At 38.6% G+C, this 13,471-nt stretch carries 12 protein-coding genes; 6 read left to right on the top strand and 6 right to left on the bottom strand.

What is annotated here, in order from left to right; translation table 11 throughout:
• Position 1: 1 nt before the first annotated feature.
• A complete protein-coding gene (gene nadC, locus BQ3481_RS01910) occupies positions 2-829 on the top strand; it encodes a carboxylating nicotinate-nucleotide diphosphorylase (protein ID WP_157926723.1) in 828 nt (275 codons plus the stop codon).
• On the opposite strand, the gene nadA is transcribed toward nadC, so the two are convergent.
• Both nadA and BQ3481_RS01900 read right to left on the bottom strand, forming a co-directional pair.
• Positions 822-1,760 (bottom strand): quinolinate synthase NadA, encoded by a 939-nt coding sequence (nadA, locus tag BQ3481_RS01905; RefSeq protein WP_157926722.1) that lies wholly within the window; start codon positions 1,758-1,760, stop codon positions 822-824. The two genes, nadC and nadA, sit on opposite strands and share 8 nt — an antisense overlap.
• Positions 1,761-1,852: 92 nt before the next feature.
• Positions 1,853-2,671, bottom strand: coding sequence for an aspartate dehydrogenase (locus BQ3481_RS01900; RefSeq protein WP_157926721.1), 819 nt, complete (start codon positions 2,669-2,671; stop codon positions 1,853-1,855).
• A 62-nt stretch (positions 2,672-2,733) separates the two neighbouring features.
• On the opposite strand from BQ3481_RS01900, the gene BQ3481_RS01895 reads away from it, so the two are divergent.
• Positions 2,734-3,645: a proline dehydrogenase family protein gene (locus BQ3481_RS01895; RefSeq protein ID WP_231911829.1), complete on the top strand. Its 912-nt coding sequence runs from the start codon at positions 2,734-2,736 to the stop codon at positions 3,643-3,645.
• Here the strand turns inward: BQ3481_RS01895 and BQ3481_RS01890 are convergent.
• Positions 3,627-5,192: an aldehyde dehydrogenase family protein gene (locus BQ3481_RS01890; RefSeq protein WP_157926720.1), complete on the bottom strand. Its 1,566-nt coding sequence runs from the start codon at positions 5,190-5,192 to the stop codon at positions 3,627-3,629. The two genes, BQ3481_RS01895 and BQ3481_RS01890, sit on opposite strands and share 19 nt — an antisense overlap.
• A gap of 118 nt (positions 5,193-5,310) precedes the next feature.
• On the opposite strand from BQ3481_RS01890, the gene BQ3481_RS01885 reads away from it, so the two are divergent.
• The 4 genes from BQ3481_RS01885 to BQ3481_RS01870 are packed head-to-tail and all read left to right on the top strand — an operon-like array spanning position 5,311 to position 10,882.
• Positions 5,311-6,150 (top strand): DNA double-strand break repair nuclease NurA, encoded by an 840-nt coding sequence (locus BQ3481_RS01885; RefSeq protein WP_157926719.1) that lies wholly within the window; start codon positions 5,311-5,313, stop codon positions 6,148-6,150.
• Positions 6,147-7,667: an ATP-binding protein gene (locus BQ3481_RS01880; RefSeq protein ID WP_157926718.1), complete on the top strand. Its 1,521-nt coding sequence runs from the start codon at positions 6,147-6,149 to the stop codon at positions 7,665-7,667. The genes BQ3481_RS01885 and BQ3481_RS01880 overlap by 4 nt, the downstream gene beginning before the upstream one ends.
• 1 nt (position 7,668) lies before the next feature.
• A complete protein-coding gene (locus BQ3481_RS01875) occupies positions 7,669-8,823 on the top strand; it encodes a metallophosphoesterase family protein (protein WP_157926717.1) in 1,155 nt (384 codons plus the stop codon).
• Positions 8,807-10,882: an AAA family ATPase gene (locus tag BQ3481_RS01870; protein ID WP_157926716.1), complete on the top strand. Its 2,076-nt coding sequence runs from the start codon at positions 8,807-8,809 to the stop codon at positions 10,880-10,882. Before BQ3481_RS01875 ends, BQ3481_RS01870 begins: the two co-directional genes overlap by 17 nt.
• Here the strand turns inward: BQ3481_RS01870 and BQ3481_RS01865 are convergent.
• The 3 genes from BQ3481_RS01865 to BQ3481_RS01855 form a co-directional block, all read right to left on the bottom strand.
• Positions 10,879-11,367: a HEAT repeat domain-containing protein gene (locus BQ3481_RS01865; RefSeq protein ID WP_157926715.1), complete on the bottom strand. Its 489-nt coding sequence runs from the start codon at positions 11,365-11,367 to the stop codon at positions 10,879-10,881. The two genes, BQ3481_RS01870 and BQ3481_RS01865, sit on opposite strands and share 4 nt — an antisense overlap.
• Positions 11,368-11,492: 125 nt before the next feature.
• Positions 11,493-11,951 carry a hypothetical protein gene (locus BQ3481_RS01860; protein ID WP_157926714.1) on the bottom strand — a complete coding sequence of 153 codons (459 nt, stop codon included), beginning with the start codon at positions 11,949-11,951 and terminating at the stop codon, positions 11,493-11,495.
• Between the two features lie 86 nt (positions 11,952-12,037).
• Positions 12,038-13,462 carry an MFS transporter gene (locus BQ3481_RS01855; RefSeq protein ID WP_157926713.1) on the bottom strand — a complete coding sequence of 475 codons (1,425 nt, stop codon included), beginning with the start codon at positions 13,460-13,462 and terminating at the stop codon, positions 12,038-12,040.
• Positions 13,463-13,471: the final 9 nt, after the last annotated feature.

The following is a 13,471-nucleotide window of genomic DNA, read 5'->3' as shown; positions in this document are numbered from 1 at the left end:
GTTGCAAACAAGTGCAAAAAAACAGCTAGAAAGATTTCTTGAGGAAGATATCAAAAGTGGTGATATTACAAGCAAATTACTTGTAAGAAAAAAAATTACTGCAACCATAGTATCTCGTGAAAGTGGCATAGTGGCAGGCGTTTTGTATGCAAGAGAGATTTTTTCATCAAGAGGCTGCAAGGTTACAATACACAAAAAAGACGGGCAAACTGTAATCCCAGACCAAAAGATAATGACAATTTCAGGCGGCACATATCAAATATTATCTTGTGAAAGGACAGCATTGAATTTAATGTCAAGGATGAGCGGCATTGCAAATCAGACTAACCAATATGTAAAAAAAATCCGTGCTGCAAATCCCAAAGTTGGGCTATATTCCACGCGAAAGACAGCACCCGGTCTTAGGATTTTTGACAAGGATGCAGTAGCTATTGGTGGCGGACATAGACATAGGATGTCTCTAGACCAGATGATCATGATAAAGGACAACCACATTGCGGCATCAGACTCTCTTTTAGATTTGATCAAGCGTGCAAGACAAAAGCACAAGAAAATCGAGGTAGAAGTAGAGCGCCTAAAGGATGCAATTACGGCAGCAACTGAAGGTGTACAGATAATCATGCTAGACAACATGCCGCCGTCAAAGATAAGAGAGACAATCCAGGAACTCAAACGCCTTCACCTACGGGACAGAGTAAAGATAGAGGCGTCAGGCGGAATAAATTACTCAAACGTAGCACAATATGCAAGATCAGGTGTAGACATGATATCCATCGGAAGACTGACAAGCTCAGTCATAGGCCTTGATCTTAGTCTTGAAGTTAACTAATCGCCAGCATACGTTCTATTGCAAGATGAGCCTTGTCTGCAATGTTTTTTGGAACTTTTACTTGATACTTGTTTTCTTGCAATGACGCATATACTTTTTCCAGTGTTATCATCTTCATGTATCGGCATATCGCATTTTCAGACATGGGAATAAATTTTTTGTCAGGATTTTGTTTTTGCATTTTATACAATATTCCAGTCTCTGTTGCCACCACAAATTCCTTTGATTGGGAGTTTTTGGCATGATTCATCATTCCTTCGGTTGACAATATCTGAACTTGTCTTGAACCATAGTCACCCGATGCCACATCATACATTACTGAAGATGTACAACTGCATTCCGGATGTACCAAAAATTCAGCATTTGCGTGTTCTCGGAGTTTTTCCTGTACATCCTGTGAACGAATGCCGGCATGAACATGACATTCTCCTGCCCAGATGAACATGTTATTCCTGTTGGTCATCTTTGCAACATAAGAACCAAGGAACATGTCTGGTAAAAAGAGAATCTCCTTGTCTTCAGGAATAGATTTTACAACATTTACAGCGTTAGATGAAGTGCAACAATAATCAAGCTCTGCCTTTACTTCGGCAGATGTATTGACATATCCTACAGTGATTGCTTTTGGATGCTCTGATTTCCATTTTCTCAACTCTTCTGCATTTATGGTATCTGCAAGTGAGCATCCAGCCCCGAGGTCTGGAATTAATACTGTTTTATCAGGACATGTTATCGCAGCAGTTTCTGCCATAAAGTGAACCCCGCAGAAGAGGATTGTCTTTTGGGCAGTCTTTGCAGCCTGTCTTGAAAGTCCTAGCGAATCTCCAACATAGTCTGCAATATCTTGTACATCTGGGAGCTGATAGTTGTGAGCAAGTATTAGTACGTCTTTTTCTTTTTTGAGCTTTAATATTTCAGATTTGATATTCATGTACAAACTAATTAGTATTGATTCATCTTTAAAGCGTCATGATATTGACAAATTTATCGGGCAATATTGATCCAGACGGCAAAATTTACCATTCAGGTGCCTATGTTCAAGGGAGTACCGCAAATCTTTTTGAGGCATTCTATTGCAGCAAGGGTTGCAAGCCTGCTTGTTTTTGGATTGCTTGGGCTGGGTACATTTTCTACCTTTATTGAAAACTTTCCAAATTTTCCCTCAGCATATATCTCGTGGGTGTTCTTGCTGGCACATGGGTCTGCAATTATCTTTACCCTAGTCTTTTCGCTACCAATTCCTGCAAGACTAAGAAGTGCAGCAACATTGATGTTTGCTGGAAATAGTTTTACTGCTTCTTGCGCATTTCCTTCATAGATTACAACAGATGTGGTGATTTTATCAGGGTCAATCGTTGACGTCTCAAAAAACTTGGCACCTTTGAGTGCTCGTGGGTTTTTTGTAGTAACCAAAGTTACCAAGTCAAGTTCATCCTGAACAGCCCTAATTCCATCAAGTCCTATTATCGCACCAGATGGTAGATAGACGCGTTTATTGAAATCCCTGCAGCCATCCATGACAATATCAAATATTGATTCATCCAACAGTGCACCTACACTCATTATCATCACGTCTTTCCTATTTTGCAGTATGCTCAGTATGTCATCTCTTACTGCATCTTGTGATGCCGCCTCTATTATCAGATCTACCGGAGATGCAGCAAGCAGGCCGACATTTTCTGTCACGACAGGTTTGTTTTGCAACTTGTCAACAAGTTTTTTGGAATTGTCTTTTGAAAAATCATAAATGTGAGTGAGTTTCGCAGAAATCTTTCCAGAGTCTATTGCAAATGCGATCTCTGATCCTATTGCTCCACAACCAAGTAATCCAACTCGCTTCAATCTAAATTTTAGAACAACCCGTCCTCATTAAATCTGTTATCAGGTTTTGTACTAGCAAAATATTGAATTATCAAAACAAGTCATACAAATTAGGTAAATTGGAAAAACACAAGTCTGTACTAATTGAGAAGGTTTTGTTCAAGATAGCAAAGCAGTGGATAGCAGGAGATACAATGAATGATGCACTCAAGTCTGCACATCAGGCAAACATGAACGGAATGAATGCAATCTTGAACAAGTTAGGTGAACACATCACATCCAAAGCACAGGTTAGCCAGACGGTTTCAGATTATCTAACACTTGTTTCAAACTTGCGGAGATCAAAGATAACTGGAGGATTATCCATAAAGCCGACTCAGGTGGGACTTGCCATCAGTGCAAAAGAATGCATTTCAAATCTTGACACTATAATAGAAAAAGCCCTACAGTTCCAGTCTTTTGTTTGGATAGACATGGAATCATCAGAATACACTGATGTTACATTCAAAATATACAGTATGCTCTTTGAAAAATACGAGAGACTTGGCATAGTCATACAGGCTAATCTAAAACGTACTTGGGATGATCTGGACATGCTTTTAAAAAAAGGTGCCAAGATTCGCCTTGTCAAAGGAGCATACCATGAAAATTCAATAAACTCGTACAGAACAAGACATGCGGTAGATGAAAACTATAGAAAATTAATGAACGTTTTATTTGAACATGGAAATGAGTTTGCAATTGCAACACATGATTCTAGGATAATTGGTTTGGCAACAGATTTATCAAAAAAACATGAACGAAAGTTTGAATTTCAAATGCTAAAGGGAATACGCGATGAGCTAAAACCCATTTTGGTAAAAAAGGGGTTCTCTGTTTCAGAATACATCCCATATGGCACCAACTGGCTTCCTTATTCCATCAGAAGACTAAGAGAGAGGAAGCGCAATATACTTCTCCTTGGAAGTTCGTTTATTCATTCACATCGGGTCTGAGTCTGCTCTCTTAGAAATTGTAAAAGATAGTATACACCTCCTGCACCTTTGCCTGATATCCCAGAGTCTTTCCATCCAACAAACGGTTGTGCCCCAACCATTGCACCAGTGGTAGCACTAGCTGCCCTATTGGCATATGTAACACCTGCCTCAATTTTTTCAAAAAACTTTTCAATCTCATTTTTATCTTGGCTGAAAATTCCGGCAGTCAATCCATAATTGCTCTTGTTTGCCATGACAAGTGCCTCATCAAAGTTTTCAAATTCTTCTACACAGAGAAACGGCAAGAATAATTCTTCGCGTATCAACTCGTGATCTTTTGGAAGGTGGACTACAATTGTTGGCGTAACAAAGTTTCCATCTTTATGTTGCTCGTCGGAAACAAGTGAGCCTCCACACAGTATAATACCATCTTTTTTTGCAATCTCAGCCGCCCTTTGAAATTTTTTTACTGCTGCATCATTTATGACAGGCCCAATGTATGCATCTCGTTCCCACGGTTTGCCAATTTTTAGTGCACTAGTCTTTGCAACAAGTCTCTCCAAAAACTTGTTTGCAATAGATTTTTGGACATAGACCCTAGAGCAAGCACTACATTTTTGTCCGCTAAAACCAAATGCTGCACGCATGACACCATCTACTGCCTTTTCCACATCGGATGAGGAGGAAACTATTGTTGGATTTTTCCCTCCCATCTCAGAGATAAATGGTCGAGGCTTAGTTGTTTCAAATGTAGAATATCCAGTCATTCCCACCTCTTTTGAGCCAGTAAATGCAATGCCATCAACCATGTTGCTTTCAATTATTGTTTTTCCAACTATGCTTCCAGCACCAGTTACAAAGTTTATTGTTGCAGGAGGAAGTTTGTGATAGATTTGTTCGACAAACTTGAATCCAGATATTGGTGCATCGCTTGACGGCTTTAAGACGACAGTATTTCCAGTGATCAAAGCCCCAGATGTCATCCCTATTGCAATTGCAGAAGGAAAATTAAACGGCGAGATTATTCCCCAGACTCCATATGGTTTTAGAACACTCCTTGTCTTCTCGTTTGGAGAAGCACTTTTGGTTTCTTTTGAAAATCCCTCGTTTATTTCAAGTTGTTCGGCGTAAAATCTCATGAAATCTATTGATTCGTCCAAATCCCCCATTGCCTCAAGTCTGTTCTTTCCATTTTCAAAGCTCATGATTGCCGCAAGACTGAATTTATTTTGAGAGAAGGTGTCGGCAACTTCGCGAAATATCTGAACTCTTTTTTTATATGATACAAGAGACCATTTGTAAAATGACTCCCTTGCGGTTTCAATTGCACGTAAAACGTCATCCTTTGTAGCAAGAGGAAAGTTTGCCAATACAATATTCTTGTCTGCAGGGGATCGGACTTGGAATACATCATCAGAAAAGATCTCCTTTCCTCCCACTATCATTGGATATGCCTTTCCAAAATCCTTTTGTGCTTTATCTATAGCATTATCAAAGTTCTTGTGAAACTCATCAGTGGAGTTGTTTTCTACAAATCTCATCCAAGTTTTTTCGTTTTCAAACATGCATGTATTACACAGTACCATCATTTTAACTAGTCAGATTTATGTTGAATTTGCACTAGCTTGAGAACAAATCCATTTCAAACGAGAAACATTTTATCTCCGTAGGCAAAGGTGTTTTATGCTCAATGCTGTATATCGCGATGCAATAGAGAAGCGTGAAGCAGTAAGATCCGTCTTTAGGGGCGAGAAATTTGATCATATAATCAAAACAGCCAAGGAAAACTGGATAGAGTATACCCCTCAGAAAAAAGATGCTGAGATTGCTGGAATAGACAGTAGTTACAACAGTACAAAGTTTCAAGGGCTAGAGTTATGGGTAGTAACTGGCGTATCAGTAAAATCAGACGGCCAGATAATAACTGAGAATCACAGACAGGGACTCGGTCAACCTGCGCCCGAACTTGAGATGCAGGCAAGTAAGATGGAAGTAGAGGCATGTATCAATTCAGTGGACAAGGCAGACTTGGTGGCATTAGATGGTTCGCTCTATTCACAATTTCTTACTAGACAGACATCGCTTGGAAACTCTATCACATCCGCAATAAAAAAAAGAAACAATGTGATTTTCATATCAAAAACGTCATCTGCAAGAAAACAATTTGAAAAACTCGGCTCCATAGCGGGAGATATTTTCTATTACAACCACGCAATCAAGACGCCTGGTTTTAGTAAAATATTTGTTGATACCAGCCTGGGACCTGGCAAAATAGTATCCTATGTCTACGCAAGACTAAGAGATTCCACTCCACTAATCAAAATAGAACTTTTAGGGTCAAACCACATGGAAAACGAAATAAAATTACTTCTTGACATGATAACAAAAAACAGTGTAGGTGGATATCCGTACTCGTTAAAGCTTGCACATGAAAACTGCAAGATAACCAGTGTAGATCTTGCAAGACTTGTTAGCCTATATGGACTAGGAAATGAAATCGGTTCAAGAGAGGTGCTGAATTGACAATAGGTGTAGTAATAGGAGAATCAAGACCTACAGATGTTACTGCCCAATCATCAAAGCCGCTTTCGGTAGGAGAATATGTAATAATTGATTCTCAAGACGGACAGATTCTAGGTCTTGTTGAAAAATCAATAATATCAAGCGAAGCATTAACAGATGTAAGAAATTTTGATGAAGCTGTAGAAAGCAAAGAAGTCGCAGATATAAATTCACGAGATAAGAATTACAAGGTAAAGATAGGAATACTTGGCTTTTTGGACAAGTTACAAAACGGTCAGATGGTTCTGCCAGCAGTACCGCCATTGCCAGGTACCTCAATTCTTGAGGCAACACAAAAAGATCTTGGTGCAATATTTGGACCCATAACAGAAGAGTGGATCAGAATTGGCTCTCTTTTGAGAAACTCTAGCATAGAGGCCAAGATTAATGTCAACAAGATGGTATCAAGACATCTAGCTATACTTGCAATGACTGGCATGGGAAAGAGCAATCTTGTATCCCTGATTGCAAGACATGTTTCATCACTAAATGGTACCTTGATTATTTTTGACTACCACAATGATTATGAGAACTTGGATGTGCCAAAGATAAACTACATGCTGGCAAAGATAAACCCCAGACTTTTACCTTCAGACAAGCTAGCAGAAGTAATAGAGCTAAGAGAAAATGCAGACAAGCAACAAAGAGCATTGCGAGAGTCTCTTACAGAGGCGGTGAAGCAGTCAAAGGATTTCTGGCAAGCCTTAGAAGAGAGCACAGCATCTTTTGGTCGGACTGTCAAGGGCTATGCAGATAGTGCAAGTAGGGTTTTAGACAAGATAGATGACGCAAAACATAGGTTTTCAGACATACTAGATCCAGATTGTGGAGATCCAGTAGATCTAATCAAGGAAGGCAGGGTCAATGTGCTTAACATATCGGAGCTCAGCGAGAGACAGGCAAATGCAGGACTGTCATATTATTTACAAGAATTGTTGCAACATAGAAAGGATGCAGTTTGGGAGAGGAAAGGCAAGACATCAAGCAAAAGAAACAACAAGTTTCTTGCACCAATATTTGTAATAATAGAAGAGGCACATGTGTTTATTCCAAAGGGCGAACATACCGATACAAAATACTGGGCATCAAAAGTAGCAAGGGAGGGTCGCAAATTTGGAATAGGTTTGGGAGTAGTATCTCAAAGACCGCGAAACATTGATCCAAACGTATTGAGCCAGATGGGTTCACTTGCAATAATGAAAATAGTGCAGGATGATGATCAACAGCAGATTGCATCGGCTGCAGAATCACTAAGCAAAGATCTATTATCACAACTTTCATCTTTGAATATCGGTGATGCTGTTTTGATTGGACAATGGGTGAACTTGCCATCAATTGTACATGTGGATGAGGTAAAGAGTAAAAAATCAGGATCGGATTTGAATGCAGTATCAGAGTGGAACCAGACAGATAAGTTCAAACAAGTTGCAAAAGAATCGACCGAGTCAATGATTCAAAAAGACCTGCTATTAGATTGAGATGATCTTTTCACACATATCAGATACACATCTTGGTTTTGTACAATATCATTCAGAAGAGCGTGAAAATGATGTGTACACTGCGTTTGATGAGGCAATTGACACATCAATAAAAGATCATGTAGATTTCATCATACTTGCAGGAGACATATTTCACGTCCCAAATCCAAGCGGGAAGGCAATTGTTGTTTTAGCAAACGCCTTAAAGCGCCTAAAGAAAAACAACATTGAATCTTTCTTTATACTAGGAGAACATGACATCAGTAGAATTAGAGCAACTCCTGTTCCCTGGGTATACCACAATCTAGAGTTTTCAAAGTACATCGGAAACGGCAAGCCAATCATTTACAAGGATGTTTTGATTGCTGGATTTGACAAGCGTAGAAAAGCAGAGATTGAATCGTTTGAAGATGACTTTTCTCAAATTGATGCAGATGCAAAAAAACATCAAGGGCATAAGATATTAGTCTTGCACCAGGGAATTACAGAAATTAACAAGTTTGCAGGTGAGTTAAACTCCACAGATCTACCAAGTAATTTTACATATTATGCAATGGGTCACCTCCATGAACAAGAGTTGAAGCAATTTTCACATTTGGGAGGACCACTAGCATATCCAGGATCCACCGAACTTACGTCAAGTGAGGGAATAAAAGAGACACAAAAGGGATTTTATCAAGTAGATATTTCAGGACAAGAGTCCAATCCAACATGGATAAAACTTGATACCCGTCCACAGTTTTCCATCAAAACGTCAGTACAAGACATCTCAAGTGAGATAGACAGGTTATCAGAGAAGATAAAATTATTTTCAAGAAAACCAATATTGGAGTTGAATGTAACAGGAGAAATTTTAGATTCAGGATTGATGCAGTCTCAAATTTCAAGACTAACAGATCAGACACTACGTTGTTTTTGGAAACATGTTTCAAAGGAACAATCAAACGGATCGGTATTTGTGAACAAACCGCTAATGATAGAAGATGAAATGTACAGAATTGCAAAAGAGATGCTTGGTTCTACAGACAAGGCAAACTTTGCAATAAACGAACTCTTGCCACTATTATCCAGAGGTAACATAGAGGAGGCAAGGCAGGCAATAATTGAAGATTTTGAGAGATTCAAGAAAGGAGTAGAAAATGCTACAGTCAGTTGAGATAGAAAATTTCCTTTCACACAAGAATACCAAATTGACATTTGACAGAGGTGTTACTGTATTTGTTGGACAAAACGGTGCTGGCAAATCAAGCATCATTGATGCGATAACATTTGCCCTATTTGGGGAACACCTAAGAAAATCAACAAAAGGGCTTTTACGGAGAGGGAGCAACCAGTCATACTCCAAAGTAGAGTTTTCCTTAGGACACAGACAATTTGAGGCAGTACGCAAGATTGACTCCAAGGGAACAGCGGGAGCAGTTCTTTATGAAAAAATAAACGGCGAAATGGTTTCGCTCGTAGCTGGAGAGCGCAAGCAATTTGGAGAATCCATGACAAAGGAAATAGAATCACTAATTGGACTAGACTTTGAAAAGCTCAAGGTTGCGTCAATAGTTCAACAAGGTGAACTTCAGGCAATAATTGAGGCAGACCCTAGAAAATTCAAAGAGCTAGTCAATGCAATAGTTGGGATAGATAAGCTAGACATTGCATATGAATCCATGAAAAAAACAATAGACAGTTTTAGAGGAACAATAAAGTCCAGACTAGGCCATGATGATACTGATATTGACACGCTTCAGGCTCGAATTGACGTGTTGTTAAAAGAGATATCAGTGCTTGAGCCACAAAAGAAAAAAATCATGGAGGAGAAAATTCTACGAGAACAGGAATTTTCTACACTAGAGCATGATATTGAAATTGAAACCCCAAAAGAGACCAAGATAAAGGAAATAGAGAGAGAAAAAGAAGATCTTCTCAGATACATACGAGACTCTATTGTCAAGATGAAACGAGATCTTGTAGAAAAGGAGAAAAAATTTTCAGATTGCTCAAACAGTTTATCAGTTACAAAAGTCAAATTGCAAGTAGAGTCAGACACAGAACAGATTCAACTAGATATTGATAATATTCAAGCTGAACTAAAACAAGTAGAAGAAAAAATAACTATAATACAGAGTCAGCAAGATATTGCAAACAAACTTCACTTGGTAGATGGAAAATGTCCGGTCTGCGATTCTAGCGTTGACAAGTTAAATCCGTTATTTGATGAGAAATACATTACATTTGAGATTGAAGCATTAAAAAAGAAAAAAGAAGACATTACAAAGAAAAACACCTCTATTCAGAGCAAAAAAAAAGAGTTTGATCTAAAACTACAGCAAATCATAAAAGCAGAAGGGATTCTGGCTTCAAACAATATCAAAACTCATGAGGATTTGACAAAGCTTGAAGAGGAAATATCAAAACTACAGGTAAGTACACAAGGAATTCCCCATGAGATAAACTCTGGAAATCTCATGCAATATGCAATTGATGAATATTCCACAGATGTGATAAAATCAATAACTAGGTTGGTTGATGAGACGAGGGACTTTGACATTAACCATTTCAGAGACTTGAAATCAAGGCTGGAACAAAAAAGAAAAGCGCTAGGCATGCTGGATCAAGAAATTACTGTCACAAATACAAAATTAGTGATACGTCAGGAAGATGCGGAAAAAATTTCTCAGATATTGCTTGAATTGCATAAAGTAAAACAATATGTCACAGGCCTTGAGGCAATACGCAGTAAGATTTACAACCGAGATGGACCTGTTGCCACAAGTCTACGCTCATGGGCTCTAAACATGATATCGCAAAAAGCCTCAGAGTATCTTTCAACATTTAATGTAAAAATCCAGAGAATCACGCTAGAAGACAAGTCAAGAGATGTAGGCATCACATGCTACTCCGGAAACTTGGAAATAGATTTGGAATCTTTGAGTGGAGGAGAGAAGATGAGCGTAGCACTTGCACTACGTCTTGGAATGGCTCATTTTATGGGAACTTCAAACTTGAATTTCATCATACTTGATGAGCCGACAACTCATTTGGACCAGGAAAGAAGAAAATCACTTGTAAATGTACTTTCGCAAGCATTTGAATCAAACATTGATGCAATCTCCCAGTTCATCATAATCACACATGATTCAGACATATTTGAAAATTCAAACATTGATGCAATCTATGATTTCAAGTCCACACCTGAAGGAACTGTTGTTACACCAATCTAGCCGCCAGTCATCTTGGCAAATTTTTCATTCTTACAAAGACTTTCCATGAATTTCAAATTAGATAGTGCAACTACAGCTGAATCCCTTACCTGCTCACTAGAGTCTTCAAGAGCCTTTTGCAGAGTTTCCTTTGCATCTTGAGAGCCAATCACTCCAAGTGCTACAGCAGCCTCATGTCTTACAAACAAGCTAGGATCATTTCGTGTTGCGTCTTCCAATGGCTTTATTCCGCTTCTTAGACACATTTGTCCTAAGGAGAAAGCTGCCTCGTGTCGTACTAATTCATTAGAGTCGTTTTTCAATACGCTTGCCACATGTGGAACAACATCTTCTCCACCCATATCTACAAGAATGCAGACTGTCCTGCACCTTATTACAAAATCTTTGTCATCTAATAGGCCAACAAAGTATTCCTTGTCTTTTTTCTCGTATCTTTCTTCCATTTCGGACAAGAGTTCAAGGCGTCCTGTTGGTATAATTTCCATGCACTCGGTTTTTATCATCTGATATTTAGAGTTTGGCAGATTACATTTAATCCATAGTTTTACAAAAACAATAATCAATCCAGAGTAATTATCAGAGTCTTTTGCAATATCAGAACAACGTTATCTCAGAACAAGATTCTTTTTTCGACTCGAAGATGCAGATCCAAGTTGTTCTTTTTGAAATGTTTTTGCACAGCATCTTCTGCTACAAGCAGTCTGTCAGCATACAGATAGACATTTCCTGTGAACTGTAATCCTGACATATCAAATATTTTCTTTTCTCCCAGGGTTTCACCCACATTTACCTCAATTGTCTTTTTTATTTCTGACAAAAATTTCTCTACTAGAGCTGGAAGCTGTACATATTCGCTACTTAGTTCAGAAATTATTATTCCAACATGTTGATATTTTTCAAGATCGTTTTGAATTACCAATATTTGGAATTTTTTTGTGTTTTTTACCTCTCCTGATTTCTTTTCAGTAAGAACAAACTCCCAGTCAGCACGAATTCTTGAAAACTGTGGGAATTCATCTCCTAACCGAGTTGTCAGGATATCAAAAACATTTGGCTTTTTTGAGTGCATTTTATATCATAATAGAAAACTGTTCTTTATGTTTAATGAATACCTAAAGATCATTTAGGTAGTAATTTTCCACATGTGGAAAAAATTTAGTATATTATATGCTCTTTTTGCGAACGATTCAGCACAGCAGGTATTATCGATACCAGTAAAACAAAGGTAGAGATGAAAAATACCACATGGACAGAATTCATAAAGTTAGATACAACATCTGCGGATTCAACATGACCTGAAGCGCCCAAAAATATCGATTCAAGATCTGACATTGGAACTGTGCTGGCAAGTATTGCAAAAGACATTCCAAGACTGATCATGTTTCCAAGTGTTACAAGAGTAGTGCTCATCCCAGCTGCAACACCCCGTCGTTGAGGAGGAACAGAGTTCATTATAGAAGACCTGTTAGGAGATGCGAACAGTCCCATCCCTGCACCTACCAATGCAAGAGGTAACATTAGATCATTAAAACTAGTTTTCGATCCAATCTGGGATAATATCAAAAATCCTACTGCTGACAATAACAATCCAGATACCGTAAGCAACCTAGGACCATACCTATCCGAAAGCCATCCACTTATTGGCCCAAATGTTGCAATTGTAAATGATACAGGTATCAGATACAGTCCAGCAGTAAATGGACTCAGACGCATCGATGGTCCCTGAAGATAAAATGCCATTATCAAAACTAATGCGCCTCTTGCCAATGCATTTAGAAATATGGTGGTATTTCCTGCAGAAAAAAACTTTATTTTAAAAAGAGCCAGATCAAACATAGGCTCTTTTGTTTTTGATTCAACATACACAAACAATACCAAGAGACTAATCCCTCCGACTAGAAGAAGTATTGCTCCAAGAGAATCTACTATATGTAAAGAACCAAATGTGATTCCAAACATAATTAGAACCAGTGATGCTACAAGTATTGAATTTCCAGTCCAATCTATCTTGCCTTTTGTCATAATGCCCAGCTCTCGAAGTTTTGCTCGTGACCAAACAATTGCAAAAATCCCTATAGGGATATTGACCCAAAAAATTGCTCTCCAACCCAGTGTTTCTGTCAATATGCCACCAAGTACCAGGCCCAGTGCAGACCCTATCACAATAGATATTTGGTTAAGCCCTAAAGCTTTGCCTCTTTCCTTTGCATCAAAAGCATCTGTCAATATGGCTGCACTGTTAGAGAACAGAAAGGCAGCGCCCAAGGCCTGAATTATTCGAAATATTATCAACTCAGTTCCAGTCTGGGCAAGACTGCATAGAAATGATGCAATTGTAAAAACCACCAGGCCAAAGTTGTAGAGTTTTACCCTTCCAAACATGTCAGCCAGTCTGCCAAAGCTGAGCAGAACAGATGTGGTAACAAGTCCATATGAGAGAATTATCCATATTGTTTCAATAAGTGAGACATGTAGATCAGGAACAAGTCTTGGAAGTGCAATGATGAGAATGTTGGCATCAAGTGATGCCATCAAGATGCACATCGTAGTGTTAGTTAGTGCTATCCACTTGTACTGCATTGTTTTAGC

Origin of the sequence: Candidatus Nitrosotalea okcheonensis (genome assembly GCF_900177045.1) — an archaeon.
In the GTDB taxonomy this organism is placed as follows: Archaea; Thermoproteota; Nitrososphaeria; order Nitrososphaerales; family Nitrosopumilaceae; genus Nitrosotalea; species Nitrosotalea okcheonensis.
The sequence above is the reverse complement of the archived record's forward strand: the minus strand, read 5'-3'. Positions and strand labels throughout refer to the sequence as shown.